The following is a 20,096-nucleotide window of genomic DNA, read 5'->3' on the forward strand; positions in this document are numbered from 1 at the left end:
CTAGGCGAGCAGGTCGTCCATCAGCTCGCGGATCCGGGCGACGGCGGCGGCGACCGGCCGCTCGCGCCACGCGGCCAGCAACGGCTCACGCTGCTCCTCGTCTCCGAGGGCGGCGATGAGCCGTTCGCCGTGCCCGGGCGGGAAGAACGTCTCGACGTGGGTGCCGATCCGCGTACCGAGCGCGGACAGTTCGCGGGCGGCACCGACATCGCCCCGGTACGCGGCGAGTTCGGCGCCGCCCAGCGCCCACGCCCCGATCACCGGCAGGTCCCGCGAGGACAGCGCGTCGGCGGCGGCGAGCGCGAGCAAGGTGGCGGCCTGGGAGACGGCGTCATCCGCCGACGACCGCCGTACCTCGGCCACCCGCACGTACAGGACCGCCACCGCGACCCGGAGCATGGCACGCGGCTGCGGCGGCGGCCCGGCCCACTCGGCGAGAGTGCGGGTCACCCCGTCGGCGTGGGCGAGTGCCTCGTCGTACCGGGCGCGCTGCCAGGCGAGGTGCGCCAGGCCGAGACGCGCCTGCGCGATGTCCATCTGCTCGGCCTGGCCCGATGTCGCCGTCTCGCCCACCCGCCGCTCCGCCTCCGGATCGCCGGCCAGGGCGAGCTGCACGTCCAGCCGCACCCGGATCGACCGCGCGTCCTGCGTGGCGCCGACCAGTTCCATGTGCCAAACGCTGCGCGTCAGCCACTCGGCCGACCGGGCCTCCCCGCCTGGCATCAGGAACTGCCCGACGGCTCCCGCCGCCATCGCCATGCCCCAGTGGTCACCGACAACCTCGAATCGGCGGTACGCCTGCTCGGCGTCGACGATCGACGCCTGCGGCATGCCGCCGTTCTCCCGTACCGCCGCGCGGGCGAACAGGCCGAGCGCCTGCACGTACGGGTCCGGGTGCGCGATCATCTCGGCCGCGCTCTTCAGGCTCTCTTCCGGATCGGACTCGTCGAAGCCAGGCAACGCCGACGCGAGCGCGGTCAGCCGGGGCGACACCTCGGCGGGCCGCTCGGCCAGGAGTGTCCGAAGGGCCCGCCGGGCCAGCACGGCGAGCCGCAGCTCACCGCTGATGCCGGCGTTCACCCCGATCACGAGGCACGTCCAGGCGAGCCGGTCGGCGTCGGGCAGTGGCCGGCCGGTGGCCCGGCCGCGCAGGGTCGCCGAGCGTCGGCGTCGCTCCGGGTCCTCGACGTGCAACAGGCCGCGTGCCCAACCGACGACCTCGAGGTGCAGGCCGCGCACTGTCCAGAGGTGGAGCAGGGCGGTGGCGACGTCGATCGCGGCCGGCTCGTCGTCGTGCCCGAGCGCCCAGCGGAGGCCCGCGATCAGGTTGTCCTGCTCGGCGGCGCAGTGGTCGAGCGCCTCGACCTGTCCGGGGCCGACGAACCGGCCGGCGAGGGCGACGGCCAGCTCCCGAGCCCAACCGACCAGGCCGGTCATGGCGCAGGCCCGGTTGCCGGCCGCGTCGAGGCGGGCTTCACCGTACTCGCGGACGGTTTCGAGCATCCGGTAGCGGGGCGGGCCCTCTCCCTCGATCAGGGTCAGCAGGGACTGTTCGACGAGCGTCGCCAGGCCGCGTCGTACGTCCGGGGTCTGCGCGACCGCGGCGGCGAGGTCCGCGGTGAACGGCGCGGGGATGACCGCGAGCCGCTGGAGCAGCGCCTGGTCGTCGGGGGTGAGCAGTTCCCGGCTCCAGTCGACCATCGCCCACAGGCTCGCGTGCCGTTCCGGCAGGCCGCGCAGCGCATCGTCGAGCAGCGCGAACCGGTCGGTCAGCCCCGCGAGCACATCGTCGATCGGCATGTGGCGCAGTCGTGCGGCGGCCAGTTCAAGCGCCAGTGGCAGGTTGTCGAGCCGGTGGCACAGCGCGAGCGCCCGCTCGGCGTCCCAGGTCAGCACCGCACCGCCGGCTCTCGCCCGGGACTCGATGAGCCCGAGCGCGTCGGAGTCCGGCAACACGGTCAGTCGGTGGACCGTCTCGCCGGCCAGGCCCAACGGAGCCCGGCTGGTCGCGAGGACCGCGACCTCCGGCGAGGTCACCGCCAGCAGGTCGGCCACGACGGTGGCCGCCGCGTGGAGAACGTGCTCGCAGTTGTCCAGTACGACGAGCCCATCGACGTCCGGTGCCACGGCGCGCAGGCGCTCCTCGGGGCTGAGCACCCTCCGTTCGAGGCCCAGGTTGCCGCCGGTCGCCGAGGTGTCCGCGCCTCCAAGCGCCGCGAGCACCGTGGGCAGCACCTCGTCTGGCGAGCGCAGTCCGGCGAGTTCGACCACCCGTACCGACTGCCCGGCCGCCGCCGCGCGCCGCGCCACCTCGGCGGCGAGCCGGGTCTTGCCCGCACCGCCGGTCGCCACGATCGTCACCAGAGCCGCCTCAGTGAGTGCCGCACGCACCGCTTCGACGTCCTGCTCCCGGCCGACGAGAGCGGTAACCGGGCGGCGCCACGCGGCGGGCAGGGCAATCCGCGCCGGCTGCCGGGGCGGTGCCACGACGGCCGGGGTGGTGAGCTCGCCGCGCAGTAGCGCCAGGTGGACCTGTGTGATCACGGGGGACGGGTCGCTGCCGTACCGGTCGGCCAGTTCGGCGCGCAGCCGCTCGACCACCTCCAGTGCCTCCGCGTCCCGGCCCTGGGCGGCGAGGACCCGGACGAGCAGGGCAGCCGACGGCTCGTCCGGCGGCGTACGCGCGACAAGCCTGCGCAGGTCAGCCTCGTCGTACGGCCCCACACCGGCGAGTGCCGCCTCCGCGCGCAGCGCGGCGACGTCCGCGAACAGGCGCGCGTCCGCGGCGGTGACGAGCTCCGGGACCTCGGGGAACAGGGCACGGGCCTGGTCGGCTGAGCTGCGGGCGGCAAGGACGTCACCGGTCCCGAGTACGGCACGCGCCCGCTCGACGAGCGCCCGCGCCTCGACCGCGTCAACGGTGACCTGCTCGGCGGGCAGGCGGTATCCCGCCGGCACCGCGACCACGGGCAGCCCGAGGCGGCGTACCCGGGACACGAGCGCCTGCACGGCACCGGGCGCGTCGTCGGGGGGCGCGCCGTCCCACACGGCGTCCACGAGCAGCGCGGTGGAGACCGCCCGCCCGCGCGCGTCGACGAGCGCGCGGAGCACCGCCGCAAGCCGCTCGCCCCGGACCGGCCGGCCGTCGACGGCGAGCGGGCCGAGGATCGTGATCTGCACGGACCCAGCATCCCCCACCGGTGGGCCGGGTCGCCGGCCACCCGCTTGTGGTCATCGCTTGCCCCGAGGATCGGGGTTCAGGTCGCGGGACGCATACCCGGAGCCCGAGCGGCTGCTGAAGGCGCGGGGTGGGCCGCCCGCCGATCCGTGGGCGTGTGAGGATGCAGCTCGTGCGTGCCGTGATCTTCGACGAGTTCGGCGTCCGACCCGAGGTCCGTGACGTCCCGGACCCGGTGCCGCCACCCGGGGGCGCCGTCATCCGTGTCGAGGCGACCGGGTTGTGCCGCAGCGACTGGCACGGTTGGCAGGGGCACGATTCCGACATCCGACCGCCACACGTCCCCGGTCACGAGTTCGCGGGCGTCGTCACGGCGGTCGGCACCGGCGTACGCGGCTGGCGGCCCGGCGACCGGGTCACCGCACCCTTCGTCTGCGCGTGTGGGCAGTGCGCGGCCTGCCTGGCGGGCGACCAGCAGGTCTGTGAACGCCAGACGCAGCCCGGCTTCACCCACTGGGGGTCGTTCGCCGAGTACGTCGCGCTGCACAATGCCGACGTCAACCTGGTCCGGCTCCCCGACGAGCTGGACTACCCGGCCGCGGCGGCGCTCGGCTGCCGGTTCGCCACGGCGTTCCGCGCGGTGGTCAGTCAGGGGCGGGTCGGCGCCGGCGAGTGGGTGGCGGTGCACGGCTGCGGCGGCGTGGGACTCTCTGCAGTGATGATCGCCGCGGCCTGCGGCGCGCGGGTGGTGGCGATCGACATCGCCCCCGCCGCGCTCGAGCTGGCCAGGAGCTTCGGTGCCACGGTCTGCCTGGACGGCAGCACCCTCACCGGCCCGGGCGCGGTGGCCGCCGCCGTTCGGGAGGCGACCGGCGGCGGGGCGCACCTGTCGCTCGACGCACTGGGCAGTCACGCCACCTGCATAGCCTCGGTGGAGTGCCTGCGGCGGCGGGGACGGCACGTTCAGGTCGGACTTCTTCCCACCGCCCAGGGCCGTCCGGCCGTGCCGATGGAGCTCGTGATCGCGTTCGAGCTGGAGCTGCGCGGCAGCCACGGGATGGCGGCGCACGCCTACCCGGAGCTACTCGGGCTGGTCACCGCCGGCGTGCTGCGCCCAGCCGAGCTGATCACCCGCACCATCGGCCTCGACGAGGTGCCTCACGCGTTGGCCACGATGGACCAGCCCGGTCACGGGGGAATGTGCCTCATCCACCCCCGATGAAGGGGATGTCCCACGTCACGGCGATGCGGACGTGGCAGCGCTGAGTGCGCCCTCGTTCCCGCTGCGATCCAACGCGGACACGCAGTAGGAGAGCGGGCCGTCGGCTGGGGCGGTGCGGTCGACCCAGCCCGTACCACGGGCGGTGCCGACGAGCCGGGCGGTGTCGCCGTCCACCCGGTAGACGGCGAAGCTCGCGGCGCCGTCCCCCCGCCAGGTCAGCGCCACCCCGCCGGTGTCCGCACGCCGCACGCCGGTGACCGTGGGCGCGGCCGGCGGCGGCGCCGCCGGTAGCTGCGCCATCACGGGTACCAGCGCCGGGCCGGCGTAGTGCGCCGCGCTGTACCGGCTGACCGCCCCGAGTTTGTCGGCCCGCACCTGCCGGGCGCTGAAGTGCACGCTTCCGCTCACCCCGTGCCGGCGGTTGAGCGTGAGCTGGCGGTCCAGCTCGGCCGGGTCGCGCCAGGCGCCACGCTCGCCCACCCGGTAGTCGGCCTGCCCGATGTAGAGCTGCACCCGGGTGCCCTTCACCGTGGCCGCCCACCATGGCAGGAGCTTGGCGTAGTCGGCCTTGTCGAACCCGATGTGCCAGTAGAGCTGCGGTACGACGTAGTCCAGCCACTGCTTTCGTACCCACAGTCGGGTGTCGGCGTAGATGTCGTCGTAGCTCTGCAGACCGGCGGTGGCTGAGCCGGCCGGGTCGGTGCGCGCGTTGCGCCAGATGCCGAACGGGCTGATCCCGAACTTCACCCACGGCTTGATCGCCTTGATCCGTTCGCTCATCTCCCGGACCAGCGTGTTCACGTTGTCCCGCCGCCAGGCGTGTTTGTCCGCGAAGCCCTTGCCGTACCGGGTGAACGCCGCGCCGTCCGGGAAGTCCTGCCCGGCCTCCGGGTACGGGTAGAAGAAGTCGTCGAAGTGCACCCCGTCGACGTCGTACCGCTGGACGGCCTCCAGCATCGCGTCCTCCACGAAGGTGCGCGCTTCGGGAATTCCCGGGTTGAAGTAGAGGCGGCTGCCGGGTCGGTCGGCGCTGGGATAGGTGACCACCCAGTCGCGGTGCCGCCGCAGCGGGTGTGTCGGCGCGAGCTGGTCCAGCTTGGGGCCGGGCCCGCCGACCGTGGCCGGCTGCCCGCCCCGGTACGGGTTGAACCAGGCGTGAAACTCCAGGTTGCGGGCGTGCGCCTCGGCGACCATGAACTCCATCGGGTCCCAGCCCGGGTCGCGGCCGTCGCGTCGTCCGGTCAGCCACTCCGACCAGGGCGCGTAGTTGGACGGCCAGAGCGCGTCCCCGCTTGGGCGCACGTGCACGAAAACCGCGTTGTGGTTGCGTCGCACGGCCAGGTCCAGCCACCCGCGGAACTCCGCCCGCACCGTCTCGGCTGGCAACCCCCGGCGACTCGGCCAGTCGATGTTGTTCACCGTCGTGATCCACATGCCACGCAGTTCGCGGGGCGCCTGGGCCGGCCGACCCGCACAGGTGGGGATGTCGCCCGCCGCGCCGGCGACCGAGTTGCCCCGCTGCGGTGCGCCGCCTTCGCCCGCAACCCGGTCCCGCAACGACCAGGCACCGACCACGATCGCCATGACGAACGCGACGACCACTGCGACGAGCGCTCGGGCACGACGACGGCTATTGGGTGCGGCGGGCGGAGCGGCGGCGGGCATTGCCCCAGTCTGCCCAGGGTTGCCCGGCGGATGAAACACGATGGGCCGTTACTTAACGCTCAGCTAAGTCGGGCCGCTCATGCGGTGGCCGCTTCAGCCCACCCGCTTGCCGGGCCTCGGCGCCCAGGAATGCTGGGGCGTCGAGGCCCGACCGCAGGTCAGCAGTAGAGGTTGGCTCCGGCGGGCACACCGAGGATGGCAACGAACTGCTGGTACTTGGTGACGCGACTCTGCACCTGGGCGGGGTTCCCGCCGTTGCACTCGATCGAGCCGTTGATGCTGCGGATGGTCTCGCCGAACCCGGCGCCGGTGACCATCGCGTTGTGGGCGGTCATGCTGCCCGGTCCGTTCTGGGTCATCCAGTACCAGATGGCGGTCTTCCAGGCCACCGCGGCATCGTTCTGCATTAGCCAGGGGTTGGTCAGCAGGGGCAGCCCGAGGGCGTTCCCGGCGGCGTTGTAGTTGAAGTTCCAGCTCAGCTGGATCGGCCCGCGCCCGTAGTAGGCGGCCTGCCCGGCGGGGCAGCCGTAGGGCTGGCCGGCGTCGCAGTAGTGCGGGTAGTTCGCGGTGTTCTGCTCCACGATGTGGACGAGCCCGCCGGTCTCGTGGTGCGCGTTCGCCAGGAAGGCTGCGGCTTCCTGGCGCTGGACGGTGGCACTGCCGGTCCTGGTGAACGCCGAGTAGGCGTTGAGTGCGGCGACGAGTCCGGAGTACGTGTAGAAGGAGTTGCGTCCCGGGAACATCTGGTTGAACTGGGCCTCGGTGACCACGAAGCCGCCGGGGTTGGTGGGGGGCGGGGTGGTGGGCGGTTGGCCGCCGCAGGTGTAGGGCTCCCAGTACCAGGTGCTGATGGTGGGGTCGTAGCCGGGATTGTCGTGCTCGGCGATGTAGTACAGGCCGTTGGTGAACCGCACGATGGCCCCGGTGGTGTACCAGGTGCCGGCGACCCAGTTCGGGTGGTTGCAGCTTCCAGAGGGCGGCGGGGTGGTGCCGCCGCCGCAGGCGCCGAGATCCTCCCAGACCCCGGTGGTGCCCGGGGGCGCCTCGCTCTGGGTCCACCACTTCGCCTGATAGTTGCGGCCGTTGTGGGAGACCTGGGCGCCTCCCGTGTAGACGGCCGAGGACTGCCACGATGCTGCACAGGCCGCGGCGGATGCGGCCGTCGACGGGATGATTGCCATCAGTCCGCTGGCGACAGCCAGTGCCGCCAGCGCGACCAGGGCGCGCAGTCTCGACATGTGATCACTCCTTCCTGGGATATGACCGGCCGACGACTCGGCCTCACATAGACAGGAGTGACTGTAACATCTTCTGTTCGGAATCTTTACTATTAGTCGAGGGTCGAAGGTCCATGCCGCGAATGCAGCGCTGCCTACTGCAGACACGGCCGGTCGGACGTCCTGCGTCCTGGGCAGCTACCGTCGAAGCGGTAACCAGGGCAGCGGTGCAAGGGGTCGGGTGATGACACGCCGGGACGAGGAGTCGGCATCGCCTCGAGACGGCGGCGGGTTTCTGCGGTGGGTGGAGCTGGCTGAGGGCGACGCGAACGTGTCGGACTATCCGTTCACGTTGCCCGTCGTTGCCGGGCTACGGGCGGCAGGTCGGCTGGAGCTGGATCCAGCGGTGACGTTCCTGGCCGGAGACAACGGCACCGGCAAGTCGACGCTGATCGAGGCGATCGCGGTAGCGGCGGGGTTCAACCCCGAGGGCGGATCAACCAACTTCCGGTTCAGCACCCGCGCCACCGAGTCCGCTCTTGGTGAGCACCTGCAACTAGTCCGCGGGATCAGAAAGCCCCGCACCGGGTTCTTCCTGCGCGCCGAGTCCTTCTACAACGTGGCCACCGAGATCGACCGGCTCGGCGTCGCCGCCGGCTACGGCGGCGCCAGCCTGCACGAGCGATCCCACGGCGAGTCATTTCTCGACCTGGCCACGCACCGGTTCAAGCCCCGAGGCCTCTACCTGCTCGACGAACCGGAAGCCGCCCTGTCCGTGCACGGCTGCCTGGCGCTACTCACCCGCATCCACGATCTCACTCGGGCCGGCTCACAGTTCGTCATCGCCACCCACTCCCCCATCCTGCTGGCCGTCCCGCACGCCCGGATCCTGCAAATCGCACCCAGCGGCGTCATCAGCCATGTCGACTACGACGACGCCCAGCCGGTGCTGCTGACCCGATCATTCCTGGCCAACCCGCAGCGCTATCTGCATCACCTCTTCAGCGACGACGGCTGACCTGAACCAGACATGCATCACCTGGGAAATGGGTCGACCGGCGGGCGGGCAGTTCAGTCCAGGACCGCGGTGGCATCGACCTCGACCAGGAGGTCGGGGCCAGCGAGCGCGCTGACGCCCACCCCGGTGATCGGCGGGACCGGAGTGATTCCCAGCTTCGCGGCTGCCCGGGCAATCCCCTCCACCAGCAGAGACATCTTGTCTGGAGTGAAATCGACGATGTATACGGTCAGCTTCGCGATGTCATCGAAGGAGCCGCCGACCTCAGCCAGCGCGGTGCCGACGTTCAGGTAGCACTGCTCGACCTGAGCGGCGAGGTCGCCCACGCCGACCGTGCCGCCGTCGGCGTCCACGGCGACCTGGCCGGCGAGGAAGACCAGCTTCGAGCCGGTGGCGACTGCCACCTGCCGGTGGGTGTCGACCTTCGGAAGTCCTTCGGGGTTCACCAGAGTGATGGCCATGCGTCCTCCTCGTCGTGGAGCCAACGGGCTCGCTCAGGTCAAAACATAGCATGGCAATGTTATGTATCCTGGTGTGATGGTGAGAACAAAGGATCCGGCCGTCCGCACCTTGCTCGTCGAACGTGCGGCAACGATGCTCCGCACGCGAGAGCCCGTCACCCTCCGCTCACTGGTGGCCGGGACGGGCATGTCAACGATGGCCGTCTACACCTACTTCGGCGGCATGGAGGGCGTATGGAAAGCCCTGCGACAGGAGGGCTTCACCCGCCTGGCAGCGAGGTTCGCTACGGTACCCACCTCCGAGGATCCGGTTCAGGACCTGACGGCCCTGACCGTCGCCTACCTCGGCAACGCCCTGGACCACCCCGACCTGTACCGGGTCATGTTCGACGCGAACTTCGACCTTGAGGACCTCAAGTCCGCAGACGCGACCCTGGAGTACATGGTGCAAGCCGTCGGACGGTCCAGGCAGGTCGGCCGCTTCCGCGCCGGCACCGATCCGCTGGAGGTGGCGACCCAGACCTGGACCGTCGCCCACGGGCTGGCCTCCCTGGTCGCCAACGGTCCACTGTCGTCCCAAACGCTCGCCAACGGCGTCGCCCTCTTGACCGCGCTGTTCATCAACACCGGAGACGATCCCGGCAAATGCCGTTCCTCCGTCGAGAAGGGCTGGAAGCAGTTGCACCTGCCAGCCGGATAGCCCCGTCAAACGACTCGTCCGTTGGCCCGCGCCGGCGGTCAGCGCTGCCAGCGCACGATCCCACCGACCACGGTGAGCGCCACCCTCAGGTCGCGCAGGCCAGCCGGCTCCACGCGGTACGGGTCGGTGCGCAGCGCGATGAAGTCCGCGAGCATCCCGGGAGTCAGCCGCCCCTTCAGGTGCTCCTCGTAGGAGGCGTACGCGCCGGCCTCCGTGAAGCAGTGCAGTGCCGCGTCGAGATCCACCCGCTCGTGCGGGTCCACGCCGCCGGGTGGGGTGCCGTCGGGCTGCTGCCGGGTAACCGCGGCGTGGATGCCGAAGAACGGATCCGGGTCCTCCACCGGGGCGTCCGAGCCGAACGCCACCGTCGCGCCGGCGTCCAACAGGCTGCGCCAGGCGTACGAGGCCAGATCCCGCCCGGCGAGCATCCTGCTGGTCAGCGGGATGTCGCTGGTGCAGTGGGTGGGCTGCATCGAGGCGGTCACACCCAGCCGGGCCAGCAGCGGCACGGGTGCGGCTGCGGCACCGCGGCTGCGAACTCTCCGGCGGCGAGCAGCAGATGCTGGCGATCGCCCGTGCGCTGCTCGGCCAGCCACGGGTGCTGCTGCTCGACGAACCGTGTGAGGGCCTCGCCCCCGACCTGGCGGTGCGGGTCCGCGAACTCATCAGTGGCCTGGCCGCCGACGGGTTGACCGTGCTGCTCATCGAGCAGCAGATCCATCACGCGATCGAGATCGCCGACCGGGTGGCGGTCCTGGAGTACGGCCGGGTGGTCTACGACCGGCCCACGATCGAGGCCCGCGCCGATCCGGCCCCGCTGGCGGCGATGTTGAGCGTCGCCGCCGTCCCGCCGCCCCCCGCCGCCCGACCAAACCCTCGGCTCTGGGCCGACACCCCGTAGACGAGCCAACCCCTCTCGGAGAGGTAGACACCGATGGCAACCGCTGCGAACGATGCTGCGTACACCTTTGACAACGGCTCACCGGACGCCGTCCCACAGATGCATGCGCTGGAGTCCTTCCTGGATCCGATCACGACGCGCCGCCTGGCCCGCCCGCTACTGCAACTCGGGGCGAGCTGCTGGGAGGTCGGGGCCGGTGGTGGCTCGATGGCCCGCCGGATCGCCCGGGCGGTCGGCGACGACGGTCACGTGCTGGCCACGGACATCGACCCCACACACCTCGTGGCGGAGGGCAACCTGCACGTACGCCAGCACGACGTGCGCACCGAGCCGCCACCCGGGGACGCGTTCGAGCTGATCCACGCTCGGCTGGTGCTGTTGCACCTGCCCGACCGACGACGGGTTCTCCGCACGCTCGCCGGCGCGTTGGCTCCCGGCGGGTGGCTGGTGGTCGAGGAGTTCGACTGCACCGCGCCGCTGCGGGTGCTGACCGCACCGACGGACGACGCCGCGAAGCTCTTCGCGCAGGTGATGGACGCCATGATGAGCATCCTGCAGGACCACGGAGCCGACCTGGGGTGGGCGCAGGACGTGCACACCGAGATGGCCCTCTCCGGTCTGACCGACATCGACACCATCACCCACTCGCAGAGCTGGGTCGGCGGTTCGATGGGAACGTCGCTCTACGAGACCAACTCCCGCCAGTTGGAGCCCGACCTGCTCGCGGCGGGGCTGTCAGCCAACCAGCTTCAGGCCTTCCGCAAGCTGGTCCGCGACCCCGGGTTCGCCGTCATGTCGTACCACTTCGTGTCGACGCGGGGCCGTCTACCGGGCCGCGAGAGCAGGTAGGCCACCGCGCGGAGTACGGCGGCGCCGCAGGCGCACCCGCACGGCGCAGCCCGGATCGCAGAGCGGCCGGGCTCCCTCCCAGGGAGCCCGGCCGTCCGCGTACCGGCGGGTCAGTGGTGGCGGCCCTCCCCCACCCGGTAGGTGCGCAGGCTCGGGTCCGCCTTGATCTGCGCCTCGGTGTACTTGATCGTGTCCCAGCCCTTCCCGGAGTAGAGCGCCGTCTGGTCGCCGTACCAGGGGGAATTCGGGTTGGTCGACTGGGAGTAGGTGAGGATCTGCCGCCCGGACGGCCCGTGCGGGCCCAGCTCGACGGCCATCACGAAGGACGAGCCGTGCACCACCTTCGGGTAGCCGACGCCGGGCACCCGGTTGTTGACGATCATGTTGAAGATGCCAGCCTCGGCGCGTCCACCGTGGATCGGTATGCGCCGGTCTCCGCGCGGCTCGGTCTGGACGGTGCCGAGACGGGCGTCGAGCGGGATGCCGGCGAGCCGCTGCACGGCGTCGGCGAGCGCGGTACGCACGGCCGGATTGGCCGTGTCCAGCCGGCGCGGCGTGCGCACCGGGTCGGTGACGGCGAAGGTGTCGGCGAAGCGCAGCCCGTTGGCCAGGACGAACTCGGTGAACAGGTGCGCGCCGCGACTGTCCAGGTCGACGTGCAGGTCCCAGCGGGCCAGTGCGGCGCAGGCGGCGCGCAGGTCGACGCTCGCGCCGTTCGAGGCGGTGCCGGTGGGCTGGGCGGTGCAGAGCGCGACGAGGTCGTCGCGGACCAGTTCACCGCCGTACACCCGGTTGCCGAAGACGGTCCGCCACAGCCGGTCGGCGGTGAACCCACGGCCGGGCAGCCCGTCGGTGCCGGCGAGGCGCTGCTGCACCTGATCCAAACCGAGACGGGTACGCAGGCTGCGCGGGGTGCGTTCGTCGCCGATGATGCGCGAGAAGCCCTCCAGTGGCGCCTTCGGGTTGGCCAGCCAGTAACTGTCGTTGGAGTTGGTGACGTAGTCGGCGCGGATGCTGACCGGCAGATTCGCCGGGCCGAGGATGCCGGGCACGGCGGCGTCCGGGTCGGCGCCGAGCGCGCAGGCCGATCGGGAGCCGTCCAGGACGGCCTGGCCGCTGCTGGCGTAGAGCGGCTGGAACGGCGCTGGAATGCAGGCGGCGGCGAGGGCGTCGGTCACCCGGGGCACCACGGAGTGGTCGGCGTAGAGCGCCTCGCCGCGGGCGTCGGCGGCGATCACGTTGACCCAGGGCAGGAACTGGTAGCGGTCGAGCACCCGATTCAGGTCGCGGACCGTCTCGGCGCGGCCCATCTGCAGCCAGCCGTCGAAGGCCCGGTTGTTGGTGGCGTTGGCGTCGGTGATGGCGTACGCGGTCCCGGCGGTCCAGTCGAAGGTGCCGGGCACCACCACGACCGGCCCGAAGTGGGTGTCGTGGAAGGTCCGGCTGACCGGCACGGTGCCGCCGTTCGGGCCGGGCACCTGGACGGTGACGGTACGGGTGGTCATCTTCCGGGGCTGACCGTCCAGGTAGTACGAGGTGGGATCGCCGGGGACCAGCGCGAGGCGGTGCCAGACGAACCGGCGTGCGGTGGAGACGGTGTGGCTCCAGGCGAGGGTGCGGTTGTGGCCGATCTCGACAATCGGATCGCCGATCAGGGCGGCGCCCTCGACGTCGTAGCGGCCGGGAACCTTGAGGTGCATCCGGTAGAAGCGTTCCGCGCCGTCCCACGGGAAGTGCGGGTTGGCCAGCACCATGCCGCCCCGATTGGCGGTCGCCGCCTCGCCGAGCCCGTACGCGTTGCTGCCCACCCCGGCGGGGGCGCCGTCGCGGGCGGCGAGCACGGCTGCCGCGCCGGGCGCGTCCTGCGCGGCGGCCGGGCCGGTGGCGGTGGGCGGGGCGGCGGCGACGATCCCGTCGAGCAGCGCCCGCGAGCCGGCCCGGATCATGCTGGCCCAGGTGGTGCGCCAGATGTCCAGCTCGGTCAGCGGGCGCACCCAGGGCTTGGCCCGGCACGCCGGGTCGGTGAGCTTCGTCGCGCCGGTGCGGCGCAGGTAGGAGTTGTAGCCGGCGACGAAGCCGCGGATCTGGTCGCGGACGTCGTTGGACGGTGAGTGGATGCCGTCGCGGCGGCCGTCGAGCAGGCGTTGCACCGTCCGGTCGTCGATGGCCTTGCGGAAGAACAGGTCGCTGCGCACGTTGGCGTCGGTCGGGCCGGTCGCGCCGAAGTAGCGGGAGCGCTCGGCGTTGACTGTCACCACCTTCTCGGCGATGACGCAGAGATTGTCCTCCGCCTGCACGTATCCGACGCCGAAGCCGAGGTTGGCGTAGCTCGTGGCGGTGATGTGCGGCACGCCGTAGGACGCGCGGCGGATCTCGGCCGAATAGCCGCGATCACGCTGGTGCGCGCCGGCCGGTGGCGCGCTCAGCCCCACTATGACCAGGCCCAGAGCGGTCACCGCCGCGCCGAGGCGTGTTGCTGTTTTCATCGCATCCTCCCCCCGTCACGTCCCCCAGACGCCGTCGTCAGAGAGACATTCACGTTGGTCGGCATTCTCGTCGCTGCCGTGCCGCCCCGTACACCCCGGCGCGCCGATCGACCGCCCCGGCGCGGTCAGCGGTCGAACAGATACGTTGGTCGACAACCGATAAATGGATCAACATAATGCCTGCTACGGTGGGTTGTGTGTCCACCACCGACCCGTGCGAGCTGCCCGCCGACCGCGAGCGAGGTTCGAACTTCGGCTGGTCTCTCGGCATGGTGCTGCGGCGCTGGCACGAGTACGTCGAGGAGGCGCTGAAGGATCTGCCGCACGGCAGCCGCGGGTATCACATCCTGGCCGTGGTCGTACACGAAGAGGTCCCGACCCAGGCGGCCCTGGCGTCGCGCCTGGTGATCGACCGCAGCGTCCTAACGTACGTGATCGATGACCTGGAGAACGCCGGCCTCATCGAGCGGCAGTTGGACCCGCGCGACCGGCGTGCCCGGCGCATCGTGGCCACCGAGCGTGGGCGGGAGACGCTCGCCGACGCCGAGCAGCGGGTCGCGCACGCCGAGGACCACGTGCTGGCCGGGCTGCCCGAGGAGCAGCGGGCCACCTTCCGCGACTTCGCCGAACGCGCCGCCGAGGCGATCCACACCGCCGCACCCGGCACCGACCCCTGCGCCGCGGTGACGGACGTCCTTCGCCCGGAGGATCAGCCCACCCGCTGACTCAGACCCGACCAGGCGCGACGACCGTTTGCCGTCCCGAACTGGCGGCGGCCCGGTGGTCTCAGTCGGCATCGTCGATCTCCTCTTCGGTCCGCCGGGCACCCGCCGGTGGAATGGGGAAGTTGCGGTTGAAGATGTTGTCCGGGTCGTACGTCGCCTTGATGGCGCGCAACCGGCTGAGGGTCGGCTCGGGAAAGGCGTCCAGGAGCCGTTCCGGACTGGTGTCGGACTCGAAGCTGAGGTACATGCCGTCGAGGTGCTCGTACAGGTCAGCCCAGAGCTTGTCGAGTTGGGACCTGCGGTCCGCGACGGTGGCGGCGAGCACCGAGAAGTTCTGGTCCCGGTGTGCGTAGGCGGTCGCCTCGCGGGCGATGTCGTTGACCGCTCCCCCGACGGAACGGAACTGCATGATCATCACGTCACCCGAGCGGATCATGGCGGCCATGACGTCCGCCGCCTGCGGGGTGATGTGATGCAGCAGGCCACTGTGGCTGTCGGACAGTCCCTGGCCCCGATGCTGGTTACCGGGCGGTGCGACGATCGCCGGGTACGGCACGAGCTGAGCCTGCTGGTCGAGGATCGGCCCGATCTCGAGGAACGGGCTCAGGGCGGCCTGCGCCGCTTCGACGTCGTCTCCGGCGTAGACGAGGGTGACCTGGGCCGCAGCGGAGTTGCCACGGCGGGCGGGGAACAGGGAGAGGAAGCTGGTGATCTCCCGCGGCGCGTCCTCGACGAGCTGGCCCCAACGACGGAGCAGGCCGGCGGTGTCGGTCGCATCGACGACGAGCTGGGCGTAGGCGACGTTGTCGACCTCGTACGCCTCCAGTTCGAGGGCGGTGACGACGCCGAAGTTGCCGCCGGCGCCACGGATCGCCCAGAACAGGTCGGGGTGATGGTGCTCGTCGACGCGGAGCAGGCTGCCGTCCGCGGTGACGATCTCCGCGGCGACGATGTGGTCGATGGTGAGGCCGTACCTGCGGACCAGATATCCGATACCGGCGGTGGTGGCCAGGCCACCGACGCCCACGTCACCGTAGTCTCCCGAGCTCATCGCCAGGCCGTACGGGGCGAGCGCCCGGGCGACGTGGCCCCAGCGGGCTCCCGGCTCCAGGCGGATCCGGCGGGTGGCCCGGTCGAGCACCTCGACCTTGTTCATCGTGGACAGGTCGATGACGACTCCGCCGTCGTTCGTCGATCGGCCACTGATGCCGTGCCCGCCACTGCGTACGGAGATCGGAGCACTCTGCGTCCGTGCATAGGCGACCGCGTCGACCACTTCGGCGGCGCCCTGCGGACGGATCACCAGGGCCGGTGATCCCTGCCAGCTGTAGCTGTGCCGCACCCGCTCGTACTCCGGGTCGCCAGGCTCGACGGACCGGGTGGCCAACGACGCGGGCAGCGCGTCGTAGTCGATGCCGGGCTGGCGCTTCGCCAGGGTGACGGCGGACCGGACCGGGCCGGTCGCGGCCGCGATCCCCGGGCGCTCCCTGGCCACGGCCTCCCGCAGCGCGGGAGCGATCTCCTGCCCGAAGGTCTGGATGAGGCGTGGATCGTCGCGGCCGATCAGGAAGGCGCTGAACCCTTCCTCCAGCACCAGCGGGAGGAGCTGGTCGACCCATTGCTCGGCCGGTCCCTGGAGGAAGCCGCGGTTACGCGACGACACGTCGACCGTGAAGAGGTTGAGCAGCCGACGGATCTGGCGCGGGTCCCGTCCGGCCTCGACCGCCGCCTCGTCGATGAGGCGGTTGGCGGTGAACCGGTCCGGCGACCGGAGGTACTCCAGGGTCGGCAACCAGCCGTTGGCCGTCTGGCCGGTCAACGCCAGCATGCGTGGCTGGTAGGCGCCGAGCCAGATGTCGATCGCATGAGCCGGCACCGGGCCGCGCTGCATGCCCGGGATCGGGTAGTACTTCCCTTCCCTCCGCAGCGGTCCGGAGTCGGCGTCGTCCCAGACGCCGCGCAGGACGTCGATCGACTCCCGCAGCGCGGTGACGCCCTGCCCCGCGGTCAACCGACGGCCACCCATGCCCTCGACGCCGTCCCAGAACGCGCCAGCGCCGAGGCCGAGTTCGAACCGGCCGTGCGACAGCCGGTCCAGGCTCGCCGCGGCCCGGGCCAGGACGGCCGGCGGACGCAGCGGCAGGTTCAGGACGTTCGCCGAGACCTTGAGCCGCTCCGTGCGGGCGGCGACCCAGCTCAACAGGGTCCAGGTGTCGAGGAACTCGGCGTTGTACGGATGGTCCTGGAAGGTGGCGAGATCCAATCCGACCGTCTCGGTCAGTTCGGCCAGCGTCACCACCCGATCCGGGTCGTCCGCGCTCGGCGTGACAAACGTCCCGAACAGGAGTTCGTGTCCGTAATCAGGCATGTCCGGTTGCCACCAATCTCACCATCGCTCGGGTATCTGTTGGTCAACAACTCATATGCTGGACAACGTATTCCCTACCCTCGCGGCGATGTCACGGCAGCAACTAGCCTGCGCAGATGCGACACACCCTCACCCCGGGCGACGAGACCCTGCACGGCCACTTCTCCCCCGACTTCCCGCCGGTGCTCACCATCGAGCCGGGCGACACCGTCACCTACCGCACCCTGGACTGCTGGTGGTCGGCCGGCCCGTACCCGGGCGGGAAGAACCGGGAACGGCCCCGGGCCCCGCAGTACCAGCCCGACCACGGACACGCGCTGATCGGTCCGGTTGCGGTCCGCGGTGCACGCGCCGGCCAGACCCTCGAGGTACGCATCGACGCGATCGTCCCGGCCACCTGGGGGACCACTGTGGCCGGCGGCTGGCCGAGCAACTTCAACGAGCGGTACGGCGTCGAGACGGACGGCGTGGTGCACGCCTGGGCACTGGACCCGGTGACGATGACCGGCCGCAACCAGCACGGCCACACCATCGCGCTGCGTCCCTTCATGGGGGTGCTCGGCATGCCGCCGGCCGAGCCGGGGCAGCACTCGACGGTGCCGCCGCGACCCCACGGCGGCAACCTGGACTGCAAGGATCTGACCGCCGGCAGCACCCTGCTGCTGCCGATCCCGGTCGACGGGGCGCTGTTCTCGGTCGGAGACGGGCACGCCGCGCAGGGGGACGGAGAGGTCGGCGGTACCGCGATCGAGTGCCCGATGGACGAGGTGACGCTGACCGTCGACGTCCGCGACGACTTCCCGGTCACCGGCCCGGTGGCGCGCACTGCGGACGCCTGGCTGACCCTTGGCGTCGGCGCGTCCCTCGACGACGCCACGTTCATGGCCCTGGACTCGATGCTGACCCTGATGCAACGGCTGCACGGCATCAGTCGTCCGGACGCGGTGGCGCTGGCCAGCGTCGCGGTCGACGTACGGGTGACGCAGATCGTCAACCAGACCGTCGGCGCGCACGCGGTGCTCCGCCACGACGCGCTGCGCTGAGCCGGCGCGACCACGTCGGCGCTGTCAGCGCCTCGATGATCCCGTCAGTGCGGGCCGCCGTCCAGGATCGCGTACGCCAGCCACCGGATCCGCTGCATCTCGGTGGCCAGGTCGGCGGCGGCCACCGCGCAGTTACTGCTCCGGCGTCGCGTGCTTCGTCACTGACGGAATGCCGCACAACGCCCCTGGTAGATCGCAGGCGATCGCCGGAGGCCGCGCCGCGACAGCCGCGGCGCGAGGCGGGCGGCCGGAGCCAGGCCGTGCCGCCTCGGCAAGCAACATCCGCAGTCCCTCGGCGAGGCCGGCGTGCCCGGGGGCCCGGATGGGGAACGGCAGCCGGGCGTCGGTGTATCCGTCCGCTGCCTCGACGCGGAGCACCATGCCGTCGGCGTCGACGGCGACCGGTACGACCCGAGTCGACCTGGCGGTCACCGCAGGGTCGACCAGCATCGCGAGCTGGTCGAGAACGTCGCCGTGCCGCTGGACGAGGTGCTGCAGGTATGCGGCCTCGACGGTCGCGAGCGGGTCCGGCAGGGCGGCACGATAGGCGCTGACGCTCACCGTCGTTTCGTCGCCGTCATGGATGAGGCCGACCTCGACCGGTTCGACCGCCCACAGCGCGACGGGAGGCAGGTCGAGCAGGGACAGGACGGTGTCGTCGTCGCACGAGTCCAGGCTGGCCGGGTCGAACCGGCGGGCGGTACCCAACACCCACACCCTGGCCCGCACCCGGGACCGGACGGCAACCGGAATGAGCTGCGTCACGTCGAGCCGGACTGCCCCCGGTCGACCTCGGGCGGCGACCAACAGGCCGCCGGCCTGGGTCATCGCATCGACCGCGAGAACCACCGTGCCGTCGGGCAGTACGGCGTGCTCTTCGATGAGATCTATGGCGGTGTCGCCGAGCCGGAGCCGTAGTGACGCCGTGGCGGACAGGGCGGAGCGCACCGTCACGCTGGTCAAACCGGTCGCTACGGCGCGTACTCCCGCCGCTGGCGCCTCTGCCGTCGCGTCGGAGCCGGGAGCGGCATCAGCCAGCTCCGCTCGATGCCCGGCGGGATGGAACACGATGTCGGGCCCCCTCGGCCATGAAGTGAAGACGAACTCGACCTAGGGGCATGACTTTAGTAGGCAAGGCTTACCTTGCCAAGTGAGGTGGTGTCGTACCGCCGCAAGGCGGCACGGCACCGAGTCCGAGGCGCCGTCACCCGGTAGGGCGGCACCTGGTGACTCTCACGCGGGCTGGTAGGTGAGGCAGTCACTCGCGGTGGCGCCCGGACCGACAGTGATGGACTCGGCGGTGCAGGCGAGGTTGGTGTTGTAGACACACTCGGAACGCGCGCACGCGCCAACCGCACCGGTGACCTCCGCGATCCCTCCGGCCACCGACGACTCGACAAACGTCGCACACGATGCGGCGTCCCCCGTCGAGGCCACGGTGATCGCCGGAGCGTGGCAGCCGCTGTCGTTGAAGCTACAGGTCGTGGCGGCGCATTCGCGTACCGGAGGTGACTGCAGCAACGTTTTCATGGTGTCTCCCTTTGTCCGGCCCAGGCGGCGGGGCGCGTCCACCCGGCGTGTGGATCTGCCGTCAATATTTGCCGCTCAGATGGAGGGCAAACCCGTTACCAGCCATCCTGCATTTAAATCTGAATAGCAATCACCACTCTAGCGGCGAACGCCGGTGACAGCAGACTTGTCGCAGTTTCCGCCCTGGGTCGTGAACAAGAAAGATTAGCCTTACCTTTGTTAGGCCAGTCTTGCTTTACCTGCCGAATCGAAGAGCCTTTTTCATCATGCGTAGTGGCTGGTCTCCACACGGTGTAGGACGAGGGTGGATATGGGCGCTGCTGGAGAACGCGGGATCTGGGTAGCCTGGACACCATGATCTTCATTACCGCCAAGTTCCGCGTCCTGCCCGAGCACGCTGACCGGTGGCCGCAGATCGCCGCCGACTTCACCGAGGCGACCCGGGCCGAGCCGGGTTGCCTGTGGTTCGACTGGTCCCGCAGCCTGGACGACCCGACCGAGTACGTGCTGGTCGAGGCGTTTCGCGACGACGAGGCCGGCGGGGCACACGTGCAGTCCGCCCATTTCCGCACGGCGCAGGAGACCCTGCCGCCGCACCTGGCCGAGACGCCCCGCATCGTGAACGCCACTGTGCCGCAGCAGGACTGGTCGCTGCTCGGCGAGATGGCCGTGCCCGAGGGGCGCTGACCGCGCTGGCGCAGGCGCGCCGGGATGGCAACGGCATCGACCCGGC

General features: G+C 71.1%; 17 protein-coding genes. 8 read left to right on the forward strand and 9 right to left on the reverse strand.

Annotated elements, in window-relative coordinates:
* The gene (locus tag OG470_RS29690) at positions 1-3,180 is read right to left on the reverse strand and encodes a BTAD domain-containing putative transcriptional regulator (RefSeq protein WP_328417578.1); all 3,180 of its coding nucleotides are present in this window, start codon (positions 3,178-3,180) and stop codon (positions 1-3) included.
* A 161-nt stretch (positions 3,181-3,341) separates the two neighbouring features.
* Between OG470_RS29690 and OG470_RS29695 the strand changes: the two genes are divergently transcribed.
* The gene (locus OG470_RS29695) at positions 3,342-4,400 is read left to right on the forward strand and encodes a zinc-dependent alcohol dehydrogenase family protein (protein WP_328417580.1); all 1,059 of its coding nucleotides are present in this window, start codon (positions 3,342-3,344) and stop codon (positions 4,398-4,400) included.
* 15 nt (positions 4,401-4,415) lie between these two features.
* On the opposite strand, the gene OG470_RS29700 is transcribed toward OG470_RS29695, so the two are convergent.
* Both OG470_RS29700 and OG470_RS29705 read right to left on the reverse strand, forming a co-directional pair.
* Entirely contained in the window at positions 4,416-6,065 is a 1,650-nt protein-coding gene (locus OG470_RS29700) for a glycoside hydrolase family 10 protein (RefSeq protein WP_328417582.1), read from the reverse strand.
* Positions 6,066-6,223: 158 nt separating this feature from the next.
* A complete protein-coding gene (locus OG470_RS29705; RefSeq protein WP_328417584.1) occupies positions 6,224-7,303 on the reverse strand; it encodes a glycoside hydrolase family 19 protein in 1,080 nt (359 codons plus the stop codon).
* A 223-nt stretch (positions 7,304-7,526) separates the two neighbouring features.
* Here OG470_RS29705 and OG470_RS29710 point away from each other — a divergent pair, with 223 nt between their 5' ends.
* Positions 7,527-8,300 (forward strand): AAA family ATPase, encoded by a 774-nt coding sequence (locus tag OG470_RS29710; protein ID WP_328417585.1) that lies wholly within the window; start codon positions 7,527-7,529, stop codon positions 8,298-8,300.
* 53 nt (positions 8,301-8,353) lie between these two features.
* Here OG470_RS29710 and OG470_RS29715 read toward each other — a convergent pair whose 3' ends face one another.
* Positions 8,354-8,761, reverse strand: a complete 408-nt coding sequence (locus OG470_RS29715) for a RidA family protein (RefSeq protein WP_328417587.1) — start codon at positions 8,759-8,761, stop codon at positions 8,354-8,356.
* A gap of 76 nt (positions 8,762-8,837) precedes the next feature.
* Between OG470_RS29715 and OG470_RS29720 the strand changes: the two genes are divergently transcribed.
* The gene (locus OG470_RS29720; RefSeq protein WP_328417589.1) at positions 8,838-9,461 is read left to right on the forward strand and encodes a TetR/AcrR family transcriptional regulator; all 624 of its coding nucleotides are present in this window, start codon (positions 8,838-8,840) and stop codon (positions 9,459-9,461) included.
* A gap of 38 nt (positions 9,462-9,499) precedes the next feature.
* On the opposite strand, the gene OG470_RS29725 is transcribed toward OG470_RS29720, so the two are convergent.
* Positions 9,500-9,970 carry an amidohydrolase family protein gene (locus OG470_RS29725; RefSeq protein ID WP_328417590.1) on the reverse strand — a complete coding sequence of 157 codons (471 nt, stop codon included), beginning with the start codon at positions 9,968-9,970 and terminating at the stop codon, positions 9,500-9,502.
* 2 nt (positions 9,971-9,972) lie between these two features.
* Here OG470_RS29725 and OG470_RS29730 point away from each other — a divergent pair, with 2 nt between their 5' ends.
* Both OG470_RS29730 and OG470_RS29735 read left to right on the forward strand, forming a co-directional pair.
* Positions 9,973-10,362 (forward strand): ATP-binding cassette domain-containing protein, encoded by a 390-nt coding sequence (locus OG470_RS29730; RefSeq protein WP_328417592.1) that lies wholly within the window; start codon positions 9,973-9,975, stop codon positions 10,360-10,362.
* 33 nt (positions 10,363-10,395) lie between these two features.
* Entirely contained in the window at positions 10,396-11,211 is an 816-nt protein-coding gene (locus OG470_RS29735) for a methyltransferase domain-containing protein (protein ID WP_328417594.1), read from the forward strand.
* A gap of 110 nt (positions 11,212-11,321) precedes the next feature.
* Here the strand turns inward: OG470_RS29735 and OG470_RS29740 are convergent, their stop codons facing one another.
* The gene (locus OG470_RS29740) at positions 11,322-13,697 is read right to left on the reverse strand and encodes an acylase (RefSeq protein WP_328417596.1); all 2,376 of its coding nucleotides are present in this window, start codon (positions 13,695-13,697) and stop codon (positions 11,322-11,324) included.
* 197 nt (positions 13,698-13,894) lie between these two features.
* Between OG470_RS29740 and OG470_RS29745 the strand changes: the two genes are divergently transcribed.
* Positions 13,895-14,422 carry a MarR family winged helix-turn-helix transcriptional regulator gene (locus tag OG470_RS29745; RefSeq protein ID WP_328417598.1) on the forward strand — a complete coding sequence of 176 codons (528 nt, stop codon included), beginning with the start codon at positions 13,895-13,897 and terminating at the stop codon, positions 14,420-14,422.
* A 61-nt stretch (positions 14,423-14,483) separates the two neighbouring features.
* On the opposite strand, the gene OG470_RS29750 is transcribed toward OG470_RS29745, so the two are convergent.
* Positions 14,484-16,790 carry an LLM class flavin-dependent oxidoreductase gene (locus OG470_RS29750; RefSeq protein WP_328417600.1) on the reverse strand — a complete coding sequence of 769 codons (2,307 nt, stop codon included), beginning with the start codon at positions 16,788-16,790 and terminating at the stop codon, positions 14,484-14,486.
* A gap of 116 nt (positions 16,791-16,906) precedes the next feature.
* On the opposite strand from OG470_RS29750, the gene OG470_RS29755 reads away from it, so the two are divergent.
* Positions 16,907-17,833 (forward strand): acetamidase/formamidase family protein, encoded by a 927-nt coding sequence (locus OG470_RS29755; RefSeq protein ID WP_328417602.1) that lies wholly within the window; start codon positions 16,907-16,909, stop codon positions 17,831-17,833.
* Positions 17,834-17,965: 132 nt separating this feature from the next.
* Here the strand turns inward: OG470_RS29755 and OG470_RS29760 are convergent, their stop codons facing one another.
* On the reverse strand, positions 17,966-18,904 hold the full coding sequence (locus OG470_RS29760) for a DUF2470 domain-containing protein (protein WP_328426678.1): 939 nt from the start codon (positions 18,902-18,904) through the stop codon (positions 17,966-17,968).
* Positions 18,905-19,066: 162 nt separating this feature from the next.
* Complete coding sequence (locus OG470_RS29765; RefSeq protein ID WP_328417604.1) at positions 19,067-19,363, reverse strand: DUF1540 domain-containing protein; 297 nt, start codon at positions 19,361-19,363, stop codon at positions 19,067-19,069.
* A gap of 354 nt (positions 19,364-19,717) precedes the next feature.
* On the opposite strand from OG470_RS29765, the gene OG470_RS29770 reads away from it, so the two are divergent.
* A complete protein-coding gene (locus OG470_RS29770) occupies positions 19,718-20,050 on the forward strand; it encodes a putative quinol monooxygenase (RefSeq protein WP_328417606.1) in 333 nt (110 codons plus the stop codon).
* The last annotated feature ends 46 nt before the right edge of the window (positions 20,051-20,096 follow it).

It is taken from the genome of Micromonospora sp. NBC_00389 (assembly GCF_036059255.1).
GTDB lineage: Bacteria > Actinomycetota > Actinomycetes > Mycobacteriales > Micromonosporaceae > Micromonospora.